The 19,268-nt window shown below is 69.8% G+C and carries 19 protein-coding genes; 9 read left to right on the top strand and 10 right to left on the bottom strand.

Features of this window, described 5'->3' with window-relative positions; all coding sequences use genetic code 11:
- Window positions 1-72: 72 nt before the first annotated feature.
- The 6 genes from LGY53_RS35875 (at window position 73) to LGY53_RS35850 (ending at window position 6,403) form a co-directional block, all read left to right on the top strand.
- The gene (locus tag LGY53_RS35875; protein WP_225731145.1) at window positions 73-4,146 is read left to right on the top strand and encodes a hypothetical protein; all 4,074 of its coding nucleotides are present in this window, start codon (window positions 73-75) and stop codon (window positions 4,144-4,146) included.
- Between the two features lie 46 nt (window positions 4,147-4,192).
- Window positions 4,193-4,729 carry a hypothetical protein gene (locus tag LGY53_RS35870; protein ID WP_225731144.1) on the top strand — a complete coding sequence of 179 codons (537 nt, stop codon included), beginning with the start codon at window positions 4,193-4,195 and terminating at the stop codon, window positions 4,727-4,729.
- Between the two features lie 17 nt (window positions 4,730-4,746).
- Window positions 4,747-5,028, top strand: coding sequence for a hypothetical protein (locus LGY53_RS35865; protein WP_225731143.1), 282 nt, complete (start codon window positions 4,747-4,749; stop codon window positions 5,026-5,028).
- The gene (locus tag LGY53_RS35860) at window positions 5,018-5,608 is read left to right on the top strand and encodes a hypothetical protein (RefSeq protein ID WP_225731142.1); all 591 of its coding nucleotides are present in this window, start codon (window positions 5,018-5,020) and stop codon (window positions 5,606-5,608) included. The genes LGY53_RS35865 and LGY53_RS35860 overlap by 11 nt, the downstream gene beginning before the upstream one ends.
- A gap of 139 nt (window positions 5,609-5,747) precedes the next feature.
- Window positions 5,748-5,996: a hypothetical protein gene (locus tag LGY53_RS35855; RefSeq protein WP_167473498.1), complete on the top strand. Its 249-nt coding sequence runs from the start codon at window positions 5,748-5,750 to the stop codon at window positions 5,994-5,996.
- Window positions 5,993-6,403, top strand: a complete 411-nt coding sequence (locus tag LGY53_RS35850) for a hypothetical protein (RefSeq protein WP_167473499.1) — start codon at window positions 5,993-5,995, stop codon at window positions 6,401-6,403. The genes LGY53_RS35855 and LGY53_RS35850 overlap by 4 nt, the downstream gene beginning before the upstream one ends.
- Before the next feature lie 22 nt (window positions 6,404-6,425).
- On the opposite strand, the gene LGY53_RS35845 is transcribed toward LGY53_RS35850, so the two are convergent.
- From LGY53_RS35845 to LGY53_RS35815, 7 genes are all read right to left on the bottom strand, one after another.
- Window positions 6,426-7,961: an AMP-binding protein gene (locus LGY53_RS35845; RefSeq protein ID WP_225731141.1), complete on the bottom strand. Its 1,536-nt coding sequence runs from the start codon at window positions 7,959-7,961 to the stop codon at window positions 6,426-6,428.
- A 37-nt stretch (window positions 7,962-7,998) separates the two neighbouring features.
- On the bottom strand, window positions 7,999-8,862 hold the full coding sequence (locus LGY53_RS35840; protein WP_225731140.1) for a PHB depolymerase family esterase: 864 nt from the start codon (window positions 8,860-8,862) through the stop codon (window positions 7,999-8,001).
- 25 nt (window positions 8,863-8,887) lie between these two features.
- Window positions 8,888-9,340 carry a hypothetical protein gene (locus LGY53_RS35835; RefSeq protein ID WP_225731139.1) on the bottom strand — a complete coding sequence of 151 codons (453 nt, stop codon included), beginning with the start codon at window positions 9,338-9,340 and terminating at the stop codon, window positions 8,888-8,890.
- Complete coding sequence (locus LGY53_RS35830) at window positions 9,337-10,470, bottom strand: molybdopterin-dependent oxidoreductase (RefSeq protein ID WP_225731138.1); 1,134 nt, start codon at window positions 10,468-10,470, stop codon at window positions 9,337-9,339. The genes LGY53_RS35835 and LGY53_RS35830 overlap by 4 nt, the downstream gene beginning before the upstream one ends.
- Window positions 10,471-10,553: 83 nt before the next feature.
- Window positions 10,554-11,240 carry a class I SAM-dependent methyltransferase gene (locus tag LGY53_RS35825; protein ID WP_225731137.1) on the bottom strand — a complete coding sequence of 229 codons (687 nt, stop codon included), beginning with the start codon at window positions 11,238-11,240 and terminating at the stop codon, window positions 10,554-10,556.
- Complete coding sequence (locus LGY53_RS35820) at window positions 11,237-11,920, bottom strand: DUF2064 domain-containing protein (RefSeq protein ID WP_225731136.1); 684 nt, start codon at window positions 11,918-11,920, stop codon at window positions 11,237-11,239. The genes LGY53_RS35825 and LGY53_RS35820 overlap by 4 nt, the downstream gene beginning before the upstream one ends.
- Window positions 11,913-12,596 carry a glycosyltransferase family 2 protein gene (locus LGY53_RS35815; protein ID WP_225731135.1) on the bottom strand — a complete coding sequence of 228 codons (684 nt, stop codon included), beginning with the start codon at window positions 12,594-12,596 and terminating at the stop codon, window positions 11,913-11,915. Before LGY53_RS35815 ends, LGY53_RS35820 begins: the two co-directional genes overlap by 8 nt.
- 146 nt (window positions 12,597-12,742) lie before the next feature.
- On the opposite strand from LGY53_RS35815, the gene LGY53_RS35810 reads away from it, so the two are divergent.
- Genes LGY53_RS35810 through LGY53_RS35800 form a run of 3 tightly spaced genes read left to right on the top strand, consistent with a single transcriptional unit; the run spans window position 12,743 to window position 15,794 of the window.
- A complete protein-coding gene (locus LGY53_RS35810; protein WP_374111283.1) occupies window positions 12,743-14,053 on the top strand; it encodes a hypothetical protein in 1,311 nt (436 codons plus the stop codon).
- Between the two features lie 6 nt (window positions 14,054-14,059).
- A complete protein-coding gene (locus LGY53_RS35805) occupies window positions 14,060-14,761 on the top strand; it encodes a response regulator transcription factor (RefSeq protein WP_225731134.1) in 702 nt (233 codons plus the stop codon).
- 1 nt (window position 14,762) lies between these two features.
- Window positions 14,763-15,794, top strand: coding sequence for a sensor histidine kinase KdpD (locus tag LGY53_RS35800; protein ID WP_225731133.1), 1,032 nt, complete (start codon window positions 14,763-14,765; stop codon window positions 15,792-15,794).
- Here the strand turns inward: LGY53_RS35800 and LGY53_RS35795 are convergent.
- The 3 genes from LGY53_RS35795 to LGY53_RS35785 all read right to left on the bottom strand — a co-directional run bounded on the left by LGY53_RS35795 (window position 15,791) and on the right by LGY53_RS35785 (window position 19,258).
- Window positions 15,791-16,849, bottom strand: a complete 1,059-nt coding sequence (locus tag LGY53_RS35795; RefSeq protein ID WP_225731203.1) for an NAD(P)-dependent oxidoreductase — start codon at window positions 16,847-16,849, stop codon at window positions 15,791-15,793. The genes LGY53_RS35800 and LGY53_RS35795 overlap by 4 nt on opposite strands.
- An 87-nt stretch (window positions 16,850-16,936) precedes the next feature.
- The gene (locus tag LGY53_RS35790; RefSeq protein ID WP_225731202.1) at window positions 16,937-18,046 is read right to left on the bottom strand and encodes a lipase family protein; all 1,110 of its coding nucleotides are present in this window, start codon (window positions 18,044-18,046) and stop codon (window positions 16,937-16,939) included.
- 234 nt (window positions 18,047-18,280) lie between these two features.
- On the bottom strand, window positions 18,281-19,258 hold the full coding sequence (locus LGY53_RS35785) for an alpha/beta hydrolase family protein (protein ID WP_225731132.1): 978 nt from the start codon (window positions 19,256-19,258) through the stop codon (window positions 18,281-18,283).
- Window positions 19,259-19,268: the final 10 nt, after the last annotated feature.

Raw genomic sequence — 19,268 nt, 5'->3', positions numbered from 1 at the left:
TTCGCGCCGAATGCCCGTAATGCGGTAGTCCAGGGCGATGGCGCGTTCGCAGCCCAAAGAAAGGCTCGAATCATGCGCGTTGTGATGGAACGTTCGCGAGAAACCAAAGCATCGGCGAAATGCCGCAAGGACGCCAAGCGCGCCCGCCGCGGCATGTACGCCGCCGCCACCTTCGCCTCCATGGCGACGGTGATGATGGCCGGACAGGCCGCCGCGGAGGCGCCGGACGGCCAGCAGGCGCCGGTACCCCCGCAGGCGCCCGGTATGAACCGGGGCGCGGCCGTTGGCCAGACGCTGCCCGGCACCGCGGGCGCCGTCGCCGGACAGTTGCTCGATCCGTCCCAGCAGGCCGCGCTGAACGGCGCGCTCGGGGCGGCGGCCCAGGTCGTCGCGCCGACACCCATCGGTTCCCAGGTCGGTGCGGCCGTCGATGCCTTCCAGGCGGGCGGCGCGCCACAGGCGCCCGCACCGATGCAGCGGCCCGAACCGGCCCAGCCGGGCCAGCCCGCGACCACCCCGGTCGTCGGCGGCACACCCGCGCCCGCCGGTTCGCCCGCCGCGATCGCGAACCAGGTCGTCGGCATGGTCCCGACTCCGGTGGCCGAACTCGCCGCGACCGCCGCACAGATCGCCGTGGCCAAACTGCCGCTGGAACAGCTGGCGGGCTGGGCGAACACCACCTTCCCCGATGGTCCGATGCGCGGTCCGGTCGATGATCTGCTCGGCTTCGTCCAGCAGGCCACCGAACTCGCGGGCGCACGCCGCGAGCGCGCGAACCCGACCATCGACGACCTGATCGATCAGGCCCGCACGGTCTTCGGCTTCCCGAAGGACGGTCCCGACCCGACCCAGGCGCTGCGCGACCTGCTGGTCGGCCCGGCCGTCGGCAAGAACGACCCGATGGCGGGTATCGCGCCCGGACTGGCCGCACTCGTCGCGCCGGTGCTCGGTTTCGCCGCGCCGCACCTCGACGGCCTCGCCCCGGTGCTCGGCTTCCTCGCGCCGCTGCTGGCCATCGCCTCGAATCCGGTCGGCGCGATCGGCGCGGTGCTGACCACGCTGCGCGATCAGGTGCAGGGTCTGCTCGGCGACAGTAGGCACAATGCGGCGCTGCCGCTGCTGACGTTGCCGGTGGTCGGGCTGTTCGCGCTCGTGCCGCTGCTGTTCGCCGGCGGTATCGCGGTCGTCGGGGCGCTCGCCCTCGGCGCGGTGGTGCTCGGCGCGCTCCTGTTGGCGCCCCTGGTGATCGGTGCGCTCGTCATCGGCGGCGCGATCCTGGCCGTGCTGGCCATCCCGGTGCTGGTGGTGCTCGCGGTGATCGCGATACCGGTGCTGATCATCGCGCTTCCGGTCGCCTTCATCGCGTTCCAGGTGCTGGCGCCGTTCATCCTGGCCGGTGGCCTCGCCCTGTTCGCGGCGGCGGTGGTCGGCGGTGCGGCCGTGGCGGTCGTCGTACTGGCACTCGGGCTGGCGGTGCAGATCGTCGGGTTCGTTCTGTTGACCGTATTTGCCGCGCTGGCAACGATTTTCGTGCCGTTCCTGGGCCTGATCATCGGACCGCTCGCGTTTACCGCCGCGCTCGCCTGGCTGGTGCTCGGTGGAATCGGCGTCGCCGTCGCGTTCTTCGGCACCCTCGGCATCGCCGCGCTGGTGAGCGCCGCGGTATTCGCGGTGGTCGGTGTGCTGTCGCTGTTCACCCCGTTCGGGCTGATCTCGATTCCGATCCTGCTCGCGCTCGGTGCGGCCGCCGTGATCCTGATGGGTGCGGTTGGCCTGGCCGGTGGCGCCATCTTGGCCGCGCTCGGCCTCGTCGAGCTCGTCGCGCTGGGAATTGTCGGCGGGGCCGCGGTGACCGTGCTGCTGGCGCTGGTTCTGGTGGTCAGCACCGTGCTGGCGGCGGCGGATGTGGTCGTGTGGGCCGCGTTGTCGGCCGCGACGCTGATCGTCGGCGCCCTCGGCATGGCGGCGACCGCGCTCGCCGTCGTCGGCGGGCTGATCGCCACGGCCGCGATCATGATCGGCGTGCCGATCATCGGGCCGCTGCTGGCGCCGCTGCTGTTCATCGGACTGGTCGCCATCCCGGCCGCGCTGGGCCTGTTGTTCCTGTTCGGCGCGTTCACGTTCGGGGCGATGCTCACGTTCGTGTGCACGAGCCTGATCCTGTTCGGGATCGCGAACCTGGCCGGCGTCGCGTTGGTCGCCTCGCTGGTGTTCATGATCACCATGCCGTACGCGATTCCGATCATTCTGTTGGCCGACCTTGCCTTCGCGATCATCGTCGGCGCCGGGCTGGCCGCGCTCGCGGCGGCGAACGTGGTCTTCACCTGGTTCTTCGGCGGCGCGGCCGCATTGGCGGTGCTCGCCTTCGCGTTGGCCGCCTCGGCGACGGTGTTCGCCGGTGGGCTGGCCATCGGTGTGCTGTCGTTCGCCCTGCTGACCCTGGGTGCGTTCGCGTTGATCATCACCAACCCGCCGCTGGCTCTGCTGGCGCTGCCGGTGATCTTCGGTGGCCTGTTGCTGAGCGTCCTTGCCACCCTCGGCACGGTGGCCGTGGTCTCCAGCCTGGTGACCGGGCTCGCGGCCTTCCTCGGGTTCGGCCTCATCGCATCCTGGGTGGGCTTCGGCATCCTGCTGCTGGGCACCTTCATCGCGGTATCGTCGGTGTTCCCGCCGTTCCTGCTGGTCAGCATCCCGGTGGCGGCCGTGGCGTTCGTGGCCATCATGGCTCTGGCCATCGCGACCGGCACTATCTTCGGCGCCGGTATCGGGGCAATCCTGCTGGCCGGCAACGTGATCGCGATCGCCCTCGGCATCGCCGCGGTGATCGCCACCGCCGCGGTCGGGGTAGCGGGATTCGTTTTCGCCGCCGCGCTGACGCTGCCGTTCCTGATCTTCGGCCCGCTGGCGCCGGTGGTCTCGACGGCGCTGATGCCGATCATCGCGCTGGCTCTGGCGGCCATCTGGTCGCCCGTGCTGGCGGCCGGACTCACGGTGGCCGCCGCCGCCATCGCGATCCAGCTGTTCGGCCTGATCGGCCTGCCGATCCTGGCGGCGATCGTGCTCGGCGGCCTGACCTTGGCGGCGAAGGGGCTTTTCCTGACCATGCTCCTGGTCACCGCGCCGCTGAGCTTCGTATCGCTGTTCCTGCTCGCCGCGATCGCGCTGCCGATCCTCGGGCTGGCCGCGGTCGGTGCTCTCGCGCTGCTCGCGCTGCCGGTGCTCGCGGTGATCGGTATCCCGCTGCTCGGCCTGGCCGCGCTCGGTGCGCTCGCCGTGCTGGCGGTGGGTGCCGCGGTGGTGCTCGGCCCGCCGGTGCTCGCGGTACTGGCGGCGATCGCGATCCCGCTGCTCGGCCTGGCCGCACTGGCCGCCGCCGCGGTGGTGGGCGGTGCGTTCGTGGCGGGCATCGTCGCGGCCGTCGGCGCCGCGCTCGTGGTCGGCATTCCGCTGGCCCTGCTGATCGGCGTGCCGCTGCTGGCGCTGGCCGCGGTGGGAGCGCTTGCGCTGCTTGCGCTTCCGGTGCTCGCCATCGGCGCCGTCATCGCCGCGCTCGGTGCGGCCGCGCTCGCGGTCGCGGCATTCGTCGCCGGTGCCGTCGTCGCACTCGGTGTCGCCCTGGCTATCGGAATTCCGGTGGCGCTGGCGGCATTCGCGGCCGGTGCGGTGCTCGCGCTCGGTGCGGCGCTGGCGATCGGCATTCCGATCGCCATCGCGGTCGGGCTGCCGCTGCTGGCGCTCGCGGTGGCGGGCGGTGCCGCACTGCTGGCCCTTCCGGTGCTGGCGCTGGCCGCCGCGGTCAGCGTTCCGGTGGCGCTCACGGCGGGTGCCGTGCTGCTGGGCCTGGCCCTGGCATTGCTGGTGCTGCTCACCCCGCCGGTGCGGGTGTGGCTCATCTCCGCCATCCGCGCCGCGGTGCCCGCATTCGGCTCGGGCGGTGCGGCCGCGACCGGAACGCAATTCCTCGACAACATTCCCGACAACCCGAGCCTGGAGCAGCTCATCACCTCGCTCCAGCAGGCGCTGGGCCCGAAAGCCAGTGCGGCGCCTGCGAATCCGGTGGCTCACGCGGACATCCCGTACACCGGAAACGGTGCGGCCGACGGCGTCACACACGACGCCCGTCAACTGGTCAGCATCGCCGTCTGAACCGGATACCCACTGTTCCAACACATTCAGGTAAAGGAGCACGATCATGACGCACGCGATGCAGGACGGTGTCGGCACCACCGAAGCGACCATGCACCTGGAGTACCTCTACGGCCCGCAGTGGCGCGACGTACTCGCCATCATCGAACGCTCGGGCCAACTGCGCCCCGGCGAGCGGGACAAGTTGAACGCCGAGGCGTCGAAGTTCCTGCAGCAGCGCTATTCCGGGCTGCAGGGCGGCGCGGAGGGCGGATTGGCCGGGCTGCTGGCGGGTCTGCAGGGCGGGGCCCAGCAGACCGAACCGCTGAACATCGCCACCACCACCGCCAAGTCGTTCGGCCGCTCCCGCAATGTGCAGGTCGCGGGAATGATTGCCGGACAGGCCGTTTCGCCCGGCGCCTCCGGACTGTCGAACGGCGATCTCAGCGGGCTGTTCGAATCGCTCGGCTCGCTCGGCGCCGTGACGGTGGTCGGGCAGGCGGTCACCGCGGCCGTACTCGGTGATCTGGTCGGCCGCGGTGATTTCACCAAGGCGGTATACGACGAGCTGATGCGACCCTGGCTGAACAGCATCGAAGCCTGACGAAAGGAGTTGGCGCCATGTTCGATTCACGCAACGTTGGTTCCGGGCTTCCGGTCGACTCGTTCGCCGGGCTGCTCGAGCTGGGTGACAACCAGATCGGGTACGGGTACTACGAGAGCAATGAAATCGCCGCGGCGCCCGCGGTGGCCTGGAACACCCGTACCAGGACCGGTGCAATCGGTTGGTGGAACCGGCACCGCACGATTCAGGCGGCGGTCGGGATGACGATGGTGTTGACGATCGGCTTCCTGCCCGCCACGCAGAACGCGATCCTGTCGGTGATCACCCATGCGGGCTGACCGGATCGCGCGGCCGGTGCGCCGCGGACGACTCGTCCGCGGCGCGCCCGCCCTGGCCTTGGGGGTGCTCGGGCTCGCCCTGCTGACGGGCTGTGCGGGCACGGGGCCGTCGGCGCAGCAGAGCCGCGCGGGCGACCCGGACACCGTCGACTGCGCGGTGGGCGGCCGGGCCATCTCCGGGCTGCAGAACACCTTCCGCGGACTGTCCGATCAGCTCAACGGCATCGGGCCCGCATCGGCCCGCGGTGACCTCGCCGATGTGAAAAACCGTGTCGGCCAAGGGATGCGGCTCGCGGCGCAGGTCCCGGCGAGTATCCAACCCGCGACGGCGACGATGAATTCGCCGCTCATCCGCAGCGCCTACCAGGATGTCGGGCAGGCGGGCGCGCGGTTGCACGACGCGCTCGGCGACCTGAACGCCGCGCTGGACAGCGGGCGGCCCGCGCAGGGCGTCACCGATTCGCTGTCCGCGGCGCTCGATTCGCTGAACGGCGCGATGAACCGCATGCGTGTGGCCTGTTCGTCTGTTTTCCCGGAACCGGCCGCCCGAATACAGACCGTGCAGCAAGTGGGTAGCTGAGTGCGGTCCGCCGGTCCCCGTGTCTCCCCCGTGGCACGGGGACCGCGCGTGCCCGCACCGAATCACGCTGTGCCGCAACCGACCACACCGGGCGGGGGAAACGCCTGGGAAACCGGTATGTTTGCGCTACCCTTCCCGCATGGCCAAGTCCAGGAAGGTGAGCGTCACCATGCCCGCGGAACTCGCGGACACGCTGACGCGCTGGGCCGAGGACGGCCGCATCCTCTCGGTATCGGGCTATATCGCCGAATCGGTGCGGGCCAGGATCGGCCGTGACGTGTCGCTGGCGCGATTGGAGGAGGTCTTCGGCGCCAAACCGCCCGCCGATGCGTTGGCCAAGGTATTGCGCAGGCTCGGGCGCCCCGACCTGATCGACGGCGCCGCGTGAAATACGCCGCGATCGGCGGATACGTACTCGACGTCGCCGCGCTCATCGGCGCGTGTCGCCGCAAACCGTATCCGGAATCGGTGATCTGGGGCACCGTGATCACGCACGGCGTGCTCGTCGTGCCCGCCGCGGTGCTCGGTGAGGCGAGGGCGCGCATCCCGCGCTCCGGCCTGGACATCCTGGATGTCGTACTGTCCCTGCCGAATACGGTGATCGCCGACCTCAACGATGTGGTCGCGGCCCGCTGCGGCACCCTGCTCGCCGCCGTCTCCGACGATGTGCGCGGGCAGCTCTCGGCCGCGCACGCCGCCATCGAGGGGGTGAACCGCGGCTGGCCCATCGCCACCGACCGGGCCGGACTGCTCACCCGGCTGCTACCGGCCGCCGACGTGGACCAGCTGCCCTGAATCCGCCTGGTATGCAACCGCTTCAGTCGGTGTATCGCGCGCGCAGCTGCCGCTTGTACACCTTGCCCGAATCGTCGCGGGGGAGTTCGGCGACGACGCGGATCTCCTTGGGCACCTTGTAGTCGGCGATCGAGCCGGTCAGCGAGCCGCGCACGCCCGCGGCCGTCAGATCGGCGCCGGGTCGCGAAACAATATGGGCAGCAACGATTTCCCCGAGATCTCCGGAATCCGGGATGCCGAATACGGCGACGTCCTCCACCCCGTCGAGTGCGCCGATCGCCGCCTCGATCTCGGCCGGGTAGATATTGACCCCGCCGGAAATGATGATCTCGCTGGACCGGCCGGTCAGGTACAGGTAGCCATCGGCGTCGAGATATCCGGTATCTCCGACCGAAATGAAATCCGGTATCGGGCTTGTGGTTTCACCGTTGCGATGCAGGTAGGTGAACCTCGGCCAGTAGTCGGCCCCGCGCACGAACACCTGGCCGATCTCGCCGGGCGGCAACAATTTTCCGTCCGCGGTGGCGACCACCGCCGCCGAACCGTCCGCGCCGCGCCCGACGCTGCCCGGATGCGCCAGCCACTCCGCCGCGCCGATCCAGGTGATGCTGCCCGCCTCCGTGCAGCCGTAGAACTCGGTGAGCGCATCGCCGAACCAGTCGATGGCGGCCCGCTTCACCGAGGGCGGGCACGGCGCGGCGGAATGCACCAGGTGGGTCAGGCTGGACACGTCGTAGCGGGCCCGCACCGGCGCGGGCAGGGACAGCAGCCGCGACAGCATCGTCGGTACCACCTTGGCCTGGGTGATGCGGTGCCGGTCGATCAACTGGAGAAAGCGTTCGGGACGCCAGCGCGGCATGATGGTTATCTCCGCGCCCATCCGGAGGGCAAGTACCGCAACGGCATTCGGGCTCGTGTGATACAGCGGGCCCGCGACGAGCACCCGGCTGCCCGGCACCAGCCCCATCCGCTGTGCGGTGGCGCCCGCGATGGACAGCAGCTGCTGTGGTGTCATGCGTTCGCGCAGTACGCCTTTCGGCACGCCGGTGGTGCCGGAGGTGTAGATCAGGCCCATCGAATCGGCGATCGCACCGTCGAGGTGGCCGAGCGGTTCGGGCTGTCCATCGATCCACTGCTCCAGTGTCGGGTATCGCCCCGTCGGGGTGGTCAGGTGCCGATCAAGGCCCGCCTCCTCGACCAGTTCGGCGGGCATGGCCACCTCGACCACTGCCGAATCGGCATCCGCGCGGCCGACGGCAGTCGCGACGCGGTCGATGAATTCGGTGTGCGCGAAGATAATTCGCGCGCCGCTGTCCCGCAGCACGTGCTCGATCTCGGCGGGCTGCCACCGGGTGTTCACCGGGACCGGGTTACCGCCGCAGGCCGCGATCGCGAGGGAGATCTCCAGGAATTCGATATCGTTGCGCAGCATCACCACGACGCGCGCACCCCGCGCGACGCCGACGGCCGCGAGCGCCGCGGCCAACCGCCCGGCGCGATCCTGCGCCGCCGCATGGGTGCGCGTCCGGCCGCCGCAGGTGATGGTCGGGGTAGTCACGCCCCGAAGGTAGCCATGGATGTGGCGCGGCGCAATTTCAGATCGAGAGGCCGAAGTACTCCGCGAAGACGGCCACCGTATCCGGTTCGGGCGCGACCGGCCCGCGCAGCCACGTGCCCGTCGTCGATACGCCCGGAATGTGATGTCCGCCACCGAATATCGAGTACAGCGTCACCGGAGGTCGGCCGGGAGCCCGGTATTCGGTTCGGCACACCTGTCCGCCCGGCAGCCAGTGGAAGGACGGCGCGGTGTCGATCCCGTTGCGCGCGGCGAAATATGCCGCGGTTTCCGCGGTGGCCAGGTGCCCGCCTTTCGGGAACAGACCGTAAAGGCTCACCGTGCCACCGGAATACGGCGACACCGGATCGGCGGTGCCGTGGAATATCAAGAGCGGCACCGGGACCGGTGGTTCGGTCGAGGCCGTGAGGTTATCCGGCGCCGGTTGGTTGCAGGCGATCAAGGCCGCACCCGCCAGGAGTCCGGGCGCGTCGTGCAGCAGGCGGATCGTCATCTGCCCGCCCAGCGAATAGCCGACCACGAAAACCCGCCGCGAATCGATCAGGCCGGACGTCGCGAGCTCATCGATCAGCGCGCGCAGGAAACCGACGTCGTCGACGGATTTCGCGCCGCGCCAGAACATCACGGCCTTGCGCGCACCGTTCCATTCGCGCCGCACCGCATCCGGGTACGCGACGACGGCCGCGCCGGTGGCGGCCAGTGTCTCGAAGGCCCGATTGCTGAATTCCCGGATGGAATCGCCGGTTTCGCCGGTGCCGTGCAGCACCAGCACCAGTGCGGCGCCGGGTTTCGGATCGGCGGCGTGCACCAGCCGGTAATCGCGGCGGCGACCATCGTGTGTGATGGCGCCGCGCCTGTCGACGAGCTCGGTGAGTGATCGCACGATATTCGAGTCTGCTACATCACGATCATGATCGCCGCGCGGGCCGCCTGCCGCGCACGACCGTGTGGAATCGCTTGGTGGTTCGGATATTTCGGAGGCAACCGATGGCGATGACAACTGTCCACAGCAGCAGGACGGCGAGCGCGAGACCGAGCGGATAGTTTCGGTCGAGCACGGTCGGGTTGTCCGGATGCGCGTGCGCGCGGTCCAGCACCGGGGCGGCGATCAGCACGAGCGTCACCGTGCCCACCGCGCCGGTGGCGGCCAGCGGCCACCACCGCGCCGGCAGTCCAACTCGTCCGGCCAGTCCCACCGCGGCGGCCAACGGCGCGAATACCGCGTCGTGCAGCAGGATTCCGGCGCAGAACCACAGTCCGACCGAGACGACATCCGCTGTCCGGAAACCGGTGAACAGGTCGAGACCGTACGCGAGCGCGCCGAGGCCCGCCAGCAGCAGCACGGCGCGGATGACGATCACGACAGCACCTCGATTCCGGAAAGCCATTTGGTCTGCAGCACGCCGGGACGATTCGGCGCGATCAGCCGGCACGGGTAGCCGTGGTCGATATCGAGCGGTGCACCGTTGAGCGACAATGCGATCAAGGTGTCCGGATCGGTGGCGTGACGGTGCGGTAGCACCGAGGTGGCGTAGAGACCGCCGCGTTCCAGCGAATCGAAGCGAATATCGCCGCCGCGGTACGGGCCCACCGCCGCGAGCAGATCGGACAGCCGCACCCCCGACCAGTGCGCCCCGGCGGACCAGCCCTCGACGCAGGCGATCGGCAGCCGCGCCGAAGTCTGTGGCAGCGCGAGCAATTCGGCCCGGCTGAACCGGCGGCGCAGCCCGCCGACCGCGACGGTCAGCCGGTATTCCGGATCGCGGGCGAGCTCGTCGACGCCCGCGGCGAGCGCGCTGCGATTGACCGGAACGCCCTGTGGCCCTTGCCCGCTGCGCGGTGCCAGCACCGCGGCCCAGCGCAGGAACGGTACGGTCTGCCCGGCGACGGCCACCGCGGCGGCGCCCGCCGAGACCCAGGCCGCGGTGAGCACGGCCCGGCGAGAAACACCGGCTCGCGGGCCGTCGTCATCCGCTGGCTCGCTGGAACGCTTGTCCCGCAACGCCGTTCGCACCACCGGCAGCTTCACCGCCAGATGTACCGCGAGCGCGCCGACCGCGACATAGGCCATGGCGTAATGCGTGGTGGTGAAGAAGAACTTCCACGGGTAGTACTGCGCGATATTGAACAACCCGGTGCCGAGCTGGAATATCGTCGAACCCACCAGCAGCGCAACGGATCCGCGCTCCAGCATCCGCAATGGCGAGCCGAATACCGGGCGGTTGAACAGCCGCGGATACACCGCCCAGAGCTTCACCAGCAGTAGCGGAATCGCCGCGACCCCGGTGATGACGTGCGTGCCCTGAGTGACCCGATACAGCCACACCGGATGCGCGGGCCACTGGAACCAGGGCGGTGGATGCTGAATCCAATGGCTCAGTAACCCGGTGCCGAAACATATGAGAACGGCCGCGCCGAGGGCGATTCCGACCCGGCTGGCCACCTGCGGACCGCGCGCCGACGAGGTGCGTGGTCGGTGTTCCATGCTCATGGTCGTGTCCGCATCGACACCAGGTTCGGCACTCGTACCGCTGGCACTCGGTCGCGGCGTGCGGGATGGGCGTTGTGATTCGCTCATGCCGCTCCCGCTCCGTCGCTCGGCGGCGTGTCGATGATCGGTTCGGAAGCTCGACCCAACCATGCGATATGCCGTCCGCTCACCGCGGCGGTTTCCAACACCCGGAACCCGGCGGGTTCCGCGATCACACCGATGCGGTCGACGGCGACCTGAGCCCACGGGAACCATTCGCCGACGCGCCCGCGCGACTCCAGCCGAACGGGCCGCGACACGATACCGGTTCCGGGGCGGGCGCATTCGACGATGGCGATACCGTTGGGGGCCAGCAACTCTCGAACTCGGGTCAGTAACCGCACCGGATCGCCGCCGATTCCGACATTGCCGTCGGCGAGGATCGCGTACGCCCAGCGGCCGCTGCCGGGCAGCGGACCGAACAGGTCGCGCCGCAGCGCGGGCGCGCCGCGAAATCTGGTGATCGCCACCGCCATCGGCGAAATATCGACGCCGAGCGCGATCACCCCGCGCCGCAGCAGCGCCGCGACCAGCCGCCCCGGCCCGCAGCCGAGATCGAGTGTCGGCCCATCGCAACGCGCCGTGAGCGCGTGGTCGGCGGCGGGATCCAGCTCGGCCAGGCCCAGCCAGCGCCCGGTCGGCAGCCGGTGCCGTCGTCCATCACCGGTGCGTGCCCAGCAGGCCGTTCCGGTCAGCGCCCAGTCGAACAGGTCGGGCGAATGCTGTTTCACCGCAATGCCATTCGCCGGTCGGACAAGCTGGTGAGCGCGTCGGTGAACCGGCCTCGGGTCTGTGCGGCGACCAGCAGGGCATCGTCGAAGGTGTCGACGTCGCGATACAGCGGCAGATTCCGTACGCGTAACCCGCAGTCGCGCATCGCCTTACGCGTCAGCGCACCAGTGCGGTCGGTGGACATCGGCACCGTGACGAGCGCCCGCGCCGGCTGCGGCGACGCCAGGCCCAGCGCCCACCAGCCGCCGTCGACCGCGGGCCCGAGCACGGCGTCGCCCGTTTCGGCCAGCAGACGGGCCGCCGCGGTCAGGGTGGCCGGTGCGAGTTGCGGTGTGTCCATGCCGATCTGCAATACCGGCGCGCCCCAGCGGGCCGCGTCGGCGTGCGCGTTGGCCAGCCGCTCGCCGAAGGTGCTGCCGCGCTGCGGAACGATCTCGAATTCGCCGAGCATCCGCGATAATTCGGCGCTGTTCTCGGCTGCGGCGATATCGCCGGTGAACGCGACGACCCGGTGCCGAATCGCGCTGCGCCGCACCGCATCCAGGGTGTCGAGCAGCGAAGCCGCCGCCACCGTCGCCGCCTCGGCCGGGGTGAGCGGCGGAGTGAGGCGGGTTTTCGCGAATCCGGCGACGGGCGCCTTGGCGATCACCAGTAGGGTCGCGGCGACGGTTTCACTCATGCCCGGCCCCCAGCACCAACCAGAAGTCCCGGACCGCCCGCAGCGACCCGCGCAGCGATCCGGACACCTTCGAGACGCCGCCCGCTCGCGGCCGATAGCTGATATCTCGTTCCACCACTTGCCATTTCGCCCGGGCCGCGGCGATGAGCAGGGCCAGCGGATAGCCGTAGCGGGCATGCAGCGGGCCGAGCGCGAGCAGCGCATCCCGCCGCGCTACCCGCATGGCGGCGATATCGTGCACGGGCACACCGAATTCGCGGCGCAGCCTGCCCGCGATCAATCGATTGCCCAGCCTCGCGTGCCATGGCCAAGCGCCCCGGCCGACGGCCCGCCGCCTGCCGACCGCGAGGTCGGCGCCGCCGCGCACGAGCGCGACAAGCGTTGGCAATTCGGCGGGGTCCATGGATCCGTCGCCGTCCAGTACGGCGATCAGCTCGGTATCGGCGGCGGCGATACCCGCCTGCACGGCCGACCCGTAGCCGGGCCGCGGTTCACCGACGACGCGGGCGCCCGCGCGCCGGGCGACGGCCGCGGTGTCGTCGGTGGACCCGTTGTCGACAACCAGTGCGCGATAACCGGGCGGAATTGCGGAGAGGACGTTCGGCAACGCCTCAGCTTCGTCGCGGCACGGGATAACGACCGTCACGCTGCTCGATTGGTTCACGGTTTCGGTCACCTGTCCGACCGTAGGCCGCACCGGCTGCGGCGGACCCGGAAAAACGGTGACGAAACGCTGACATCGTCAAGAGCCACCGCGTGACCGGCGCGGACCGGCTTAAGGTGAATTTCGTGCAACTCGGCACCGAAGTACCGCCCCGAACTTTGCGGACACACCGCTCCGGCCTGATCGCCGCCGCGCTGGCCGCCGCGTTGGCCGCCCTGGCCTTCCTCGTTCCGCGAATTTCCGGCGAACATTTCCGGAGCTCGCTTTACGCGGCCGCCGCACCGATATTCGGCTACTGGCTGCCGCATATCGGCTGGGGGAGCGGGCCTGCGATCGTGATCGCGCTCCTGGTCATCGGTTACGGCCCGGCGCTCGCCGCGCGCCTTTCTTGGCGGCCTCTACTGGGCGCCGCCTATCTGACCTCGCTCGGGTGGACCTTCGCGCTGGCCATGGTCGACGGCTGGCGGCGCGGTTTCGCCGACCGCCTACTCGACCCCAACGAATATCTGAAGGAGGTGGGCGGCGTCACCGATATTCCGGCGATGCTGCGCGGTTTCACCGGCCGGATCCTCGACTTCCAGCCGGACTCCTGGACCACCCACGTCTCCGGTCATCCGCCGGGCGCGCTGCTGTTCTTCGTGCTGCTGGACCGGGTCGGTCTCGGCGGCGGCGCCTGGGCGGGCGTCGCCTGTCTGTTGATCGGCTGTAGCGCGGTGCTCGCGGTGGCGGTGGCGCTGCGCGCGCTCGGCGCCGAGGATCGGGCCAGGGCGGCGCTGCCGTTCCTGGTGCTCGCGCCGGCCGCCATCTGGATCGCGGTATCGGCGGACGCCGTCTTCGCGGGCGTCACCGCCTGGGCGGTCGCGCTGCTCGCCTGCGCTACCGGCGAAAAGCCAAGGGTGGTAATGGCATTGGCGTCCGGAGCGTTCTTCGGGCTCGGTATCTACCTGAACTACGGCCTGGTGCTGATGGCGCTGCCCGCCGCCGCGGTGCTGTTGTCGCGCCGGGCGCGGTGGCCGGTATTCCCGGCGCTGGTGGGTGCGCTGCTGGTGGTGGCGGCCTTCACCATCGCCGGATTCTGGTGGCTCGACGGCTATCACCTTGTGGTGCAACGGTATTACCAGGGCATCGCAAGCGAGCGCCCGTTCGGGTACTGGTGGTGGGGCAATCTGGCCGCCACCGTGTGTGCGGTCGGGCTGGCGACACCGGCCGCGCTGCCACGGGCGTTGACGCGGAATACGTTGCGCGCCTTGAATCCGGCGGCATTACTGGTCGCGGCGAGCCTCGCCGCCATCCTGGCCGCCGACGCGAGCGGGCTGAGTAAGGCGGAAACCGAACGGATCTGGCTGCCGTTCACCGTCTGGCTGCTCGCCGCCACCGCCTTCCTGCCCCGGCCCGCCGCCCGCGCCTGGCTGGCGGTGCAGGCGGCGGGCGCACTGCTGCTCGTCCATCTCATCCTCACGAATTGGTAAGGGGCCATGGCCATTCTGGTTGCCGACGACGATCCGGTGGTACGCGAGGTCGTGCGCCGCTATCTGGAGCGCGACGGGCTTTCCGTCGTCGAAACCGGGGACGGGCCAACCACTTTGGCCGCCCTCGCGGAGCGTGGTGCGGAGGTCGAGCTGGCCGTGCTCGATGTGATGATGCCCGCGCCCGACGGCATCGAGATCTGCCGCGCGGTGCGCTCGGGCCCGCGCCCCGGCACGCCGATCATCCTGCTCACCGCGCTGGGTGAGGAGGACGATCGGGTGATCGGCCTGGAGGCGGGCGCCGACGATTACGTCACCAAACCGTTCAGCCCGCGCGAACTCGCGCTGCGGGTGGCCTCGGTGCTGCGGCGGTCGACGCGGGCCGAACCGCCCGATACGCCGCAACAGGTTGTGCGCGACGGCCCCATCGAGGTGCGGCCCGCGGCCCGGCTCGCGCTGATCGACGGTGCGCCCGCGGAATTGACGCCGCGCGAATTCGACCTGCTGATCTTCCTGCTGAATCATCCGGGGCAGGTGTTCAGCCGCGAGGACCTGCTCGCCCAGGTGTGGGGTTGGGAATTCGGCGACCTGTCCACGGTCACCGTGCACATCAAACGCCTGCGAGCCAAGCTGGGCGGGCAGCACCGGATCGAGACCGTGTGGGGCCGCGGTTATGTGTGGGCGCGCAACGGATCCGAGAAGGGAGCGTGAAATGGCCGAGAACAGTGTGGATCTGATCGCGTACACCCTGGCCGGATCGGTGCCGGTGGTCGCGGTGGGCGCGGTGCTGCTGCATATCAACCGGAATCGCTCGCTGGTGCTGAGCATGGTTGTGCTGGTGCTGATTCCGATCGTATCGGCACTGGTCGGCATGATCGTGGTGAGCGGGCTGATGTTCACCGACGCGCTGGAGCGCACCCTGATCGTGCTGGCCGTCGTCGCCGCCGTCACCGTGCCCGCCGCCGTATTCCTCGGTCGGCAGCAGGCGCGGAAGATGGTGTGGGAGAAACAGATTCGCGAACAGGAACGCGCCGCGGAACGGTCGCGGCGCGAGCTGGTGGCCTGGGTGAGTCACGATCTGCGCACCCCGCTGGCCGGTATCAGGGCCATGGCCGAGGCGCTGTCCGACGGCGTTGTCACCGAGGGCGCCGATGTCGCCCGCTACGCCGAGCAGATCGGCCGCGAGACCAACCGGCTCTCCCATATGGTCGACGATCTGTTCGAGATGTCGAAGATCAGCGCGGGCGCGCTGCGTCTGCAACTGGAACCCGTCGACCTGCGCGAGCTCATCGACGAGGTGCTCGCCGCCAACCGCCCGACCGCCGAACGCGCGCATGTCGACCTGCACGTGGACCAGCCGGATGCGCGAATCATGGTGTCCGCCAACGATCAAGCCCTCGGCCGGGTGCTGACGAACCTGGTCTCCAACGCCATCGCGCACACTCCGCCGGGCGGGCGGGTCGACATCTCCGCGGGCGCCGCCGACGACCACGCGTGGGCGCGGGTCGACGACACCGGCCCCGGCATTTCGGCGGAGGACCTGCCGCGCATCTTCGAGGTGGCCTACCGCGGCACCGCGGCGCGCTCCCCGGTCGCATCCGACGGCGTACCCGCGGGCAGCGGTATGGGCCTTGCGATCGCGGCCGGTCTGGTCGCCGCGCACAACGGTGAGGTCACCGCCGAAAACCGGGACCGGGGTTGCCGTTTCGAGGTCAGGCTGCCACTGAGCACGGCAGGGACCTAGAGCGCGGGCGCACCGACTCCCGCCGCGGAACGCAGTGGGGCGAAGGCGAATTCGGCGAGACCGGCCATCGGTGTGATCTGTGCGGTGAACCCGAGCGCGCTGCGTGCGCGCTCGGGACTCGCCACGATATGCCGCACGTCGCCCGCTCGATAGCGCCCGGTCACCACCGGGGCCGGGCCGCCGCGGGCGGCGGCGAGCGTGGCGGCCACCTCGCCGATCGTGATCGGGTGTCCCGAGGCGATATTGAGCGGTACGAACCCTTCCAGCGGCCGCTCGACCGCGGCGAGATTGGCCGCCGCGATATCGTCGACGTGCACGAAATCCCGCGCCTGCCGCCCGTCCTCGAACACCTCGGGCGCCCGCCCGGACTCCAGCGCCGACCGGAAGATCGCCGCCACCCCGGAATACGGTGTATCCCTTGGCATTTCCGGCCCGTAGACGTTGTGGTACCGCAGCGCCGTCACGCTGCCGCCGGTGGCCGCGGCCCAGGCGGCGGCGTAATTCTCCTGTGCCACCTTGCTCGCCGCGTACAGGCTGCGCGGCCGCGCGGGCGCGTCCTCGGACACCGGCGACCAGTCCAGCGCCGCACCGGTTTCCGGTGACCGGTATTCGAAAAACCCGGCGGCCAAATCGCTTACGGCCCGCCTCGTCACCGTCGCGGGCACACCCTCGGCGGTCGCGTAACTGCCCTCGCCGTACACCACCATCGAGGAGGCGAGTACCAACCGGCCGCAGCCGGCCCGGTCCATCGCCGCGAGCAGCACCGCGGTGCCGAGATCGTTGTGTCCGGCGTAGGCCGGGGCGTCGCGCACGCTCACCCCGGCCCCGACCACCGCGGCCTGATGACACACCACATCGATGCCGCGCAGCAGCGGATCCAGTGCGTCGGCGTCGCGAATATCCCTGCGCAGCACGCCCGTCGGCGTTTTCGCCGCGATACCGTGCGCGGCGGGCAGCATCACATCGATGGCCGTCACCTCGTGCCCCGCCGCGAGCAGCGCACGATGGATCCGGCCGCCGATGAATCCGGCGGCGCCGGTGAGCAATACGCGCATTGGCGCCGTCCTGTCGATGGGCATGGACCGATTCTGTCCATTCCGACCCGCCGAGTCGCCCGGCGCGGCCGCTCCGTCACACTTTCGTCAGCAGTTACTCGGCGCGGGCTCGCCGCGGAACCGCGCATCGATCCAGGCGACGGCGGTGGGCGCGCCCATCACCGCGGTGCTCAGATGGTCCGGGCTGGTGTAGAGGTCGGCCTCGACCGGAACTCCGGCCGCGCAGTAGCGGTGCATGGTGTTATCGATGGAATCGGTCGGGATGAGCGCGTCCTCCCGGGCCCGCCATTCGTAGACCGGCGCGTTCGGCACACCGTCGTACAGTTCGAGGCTGTTGTCCTCCAACACCTTTCGCGCGGTCGGGTCGTATGCCATCGATGTCTCGGTGGCCACGTCGAGTACGCCGTGGCCCGCGCCCGCGGCCAGGATCTCGTTGGTGCAGCCGTTGGCGATCTGGTTGCGCAGCACCATGCCCAGCCCGTTGAGGTGATCGCTGATCGGCAGTTCCTTCGGGTATTCCCGCTCGAGGCCGATGGCGGCGGCCAGCGCGAGGCCGAATACCGGGTGGTGGTTGTAGCCGAGGCCCTCGACCATCTTCACCAGGTTCATCGGCACGCCACCCTCGGCCGCCCCGACGATCGGCAGCTCCGGTGCGTAGGTCGGGGCCAGTGCCGCCGCCCACGCGGTGGCCATGCCGCCGCCGGAGTAGCCGAGCATGGCCATCCGGCTGTTGGCGAGTCCGAGCTCGCCCACCTGCCGCACCGCGCGCAGGCCGTCCAGGGTGATCTGGCCGCCGAGTTTCGCGGCGCCGTAGGCGAAATTCGGGCCGAGGTGGTCGGGCAGCGCGATGGACCAACCGCGCATGAGCACGGCGTTGAGCACGGGCGCCTCGCGCACCTGCAGATTCGGGTCTGGGGTGTAGAGCACCCGGGATACCGCGCACTGGGCGCCGAGGCCGTTGATGATGTGCTGATAGGACAGCAGCGGCCCGTCGGGTTGGTGGCTGCGCGGGGTGAGCACCGTGGTGGTGGCCGCGATCGGCTGACCCGTCGAATTCGTCGACCGGAACTTCACCAGGTTCACCGTGGTGTCCGGAAACGCGATGATCGGCGGCATCGGCCGCACCGCGAGCACGTCACCGGGTTTGGCATTCTCCAGACCGGGCGGCGCGGCATAGAAAGGATCTGGATCGGGCATCGGATAGATCGGTTGTGCGGCCGCGATTCCCGGTATTCCGGCCAGCAATGCCGCCAGCAATCCTGTCAACGCGAAACCTTTTGCCGCGCCCGTCCCGATGCGCACGATCGTCGACCTCACAGATACGCCTCCTCATATGGGTTTGACAATTAACTGAAATATTGCCGCGCAAATTCTCGAAGGAGGAAGAGAAATTATGTGCACGCGACACGCCGTTGTTGCCCAGAATTCATCTCACTCGGCGAGCGCGGCGGCTATCGCGGGCCAGGACTGGTGCAGGTCGATCTGCCAGTACGGCCACGAGTGGGTGCCGACCTCGCGATAGACGAAGGTGGCGGGCACGCCGAGCAGGCCGAGCCTGCGCTGGAATTCCTCGGTGCACAGCCGGGCGGCGTATTCGAGCAGCGCGCCGAAGGTGACCGCGGCGGGCATCTGCGGGTCGGACCAGGTCTCGGGTCCGGAGGCGCCGTTGCCGACGGATACGTAGATGGTCTTGCCGCGCAGCGCCTCGGCGTTGGACAGCGGATCGTGCGCCTGCCAGGCCGGATCGTTATCCGGGCCCCACATGTTGTCCGGATTGCCGCCCACCCAGCTGATCGATTCGCGGATGGCCAGTTTGGCGTTCGGCTCCAGGGTGTCGATACAGCCGCTGAACGTCGCGAGCCCGCGGTACAGGTCCGGGTGGCGGGTGGCCAGGATCGCCGCGGAGGCCGCGCCCATGGACAGTCCGCCGATCGCGTTGCGGCCGTTGCCGTCGAATACCTTGTCGATGAGCGGCGGCAGCTCGTCGGTCAGGAATGTCTCCCACCTGAGCTGGCCGCCGAGGTGCGGGTCGGGGCGCTCCCAATCGGTGTAGTAGCTGCCCTCGCCGCCCACCGGCAGCACGACGTTGACCTGCTTGTCCGCGAAGAACCGCACGATATCGGTGTGCTGGGTCCAATTGGTCTCCGGCGGTTCGGAATCGACGCCGTCGAGCAGGTAGTAGGCCGGGCGCGGCTCGTCGTTGTCGGGATGCAGCACGTGCACCTCCACGACGCGCTGCATGGCGGGCGAGTCGATCAGCATCTTCGACCGGGTCGGGCCCAATTGATCGATACGAACGACCGCCGCGGCGGGTGCGGTATCCGCTGTCGCGGCGCCGATGCCGGAGATCAGCGGTATGAGGGCGGCGCCGGCCGTCATCACTTTGCGTAGCACGATTTCGACTCCCATTCATCTCAGC

It is taken from the genome of Nocardia sp. JCM 34519.1, assembly GCF_020361265.1.
GTDB classification, from domain to species: domain Bacteria; phylum Actinomycetota; class Actinomycetes; order Mycobacteriales; family Mycobacteriaceae; genus Nocardia; species Nocardia arthritidis_A.
Note: the sequence above shows the minus strand (reverse complement) of the source record. Positions and strands in the feature narration are given on the sequence as shown.

Coding starts and splice junctions, on each gene's coding strand:
- LGY53_RS35875 (WP_225731145.1), top strand. CDS start 73: ATGCGCGTTGTGATGGAACGTTCGCGAGAAACCAAAGCATCGGCGAAA.
- LGY53_RS35870 (WP_225731144.1), top strand. CDS start 4,193: ATGACGCACGCGATGCAGGACGGTGTCGGCACCACCGAAGCGACCATG.
- LGY53_RS35865 (WP_225731143.1), top strand. CDS start 4,747: ATGTTCGATTCACGCAACGTTGGTTCCGGGCTTCCGGTCGACTCGTTC.
- LGY53_RS35860 (WP_225731142.1), top strand. CDS start 5,018: ATGCGGGCTGACCGGATCGCGCGGCCGGTGCGCCGCGGACGACTCGTC.
- LGY53_RS35855 (WP_167473498.1), top strand. CDS start 5,748: ATGGCCAAGTCCAGGAAGGTGAGCGTCACCATGCCCGCGGAACTCGCG.
- LGY53_RS35830 (WP_225731138.1), bottom strand. CDS start 10,470: ATGAGCATGGAACACCGACCACGCACCTCGTCGGCGCGCGGTCCGCAG.
- LGY53_RS35820 (WP_225731136.1), bottom strand. CDS start 11,920: ATGAGTGAAACCGTCGCCGCGACCCTACTGGTGATCGCCAAGGCGCCC.
- LGY53_RS35805 (WP_225731134.1), top strand. CDS start 14,060: ATGGCCATTCTGGTTGCCGACGACGATCCGGTGGTACGCGAGGTCGTG.
- LGY53_RS35800 (WP_225731133.1), top strand. CDS start 14,763: ATGGCCGAGAACAGTGTGGATCTGATCGCGTACACCCTGGCCGGATCG.
- LGY53_RS35795 (WP_225731203.1), bottom strand. CDS start 16,849: ATGCGCGTATTGCTCACCGGCGCCGCCGGATTCATCGGCGGCCGGATC.
- LGY53_RS35790 (WP_225731202.1), bottom strand. CDS start 18,046: ATGCCCGATCCAGATCCTTTCTATGCCGCGCCGCCCGGTCTGGAGAAT.
- LGY53_RS35785 (WP_225731132.1), bottom strand. CDS start 19,258: ATGGGAGTCGAAATCGTGCTACGCAAAGTGATGACGGCCGGCGCCGCC.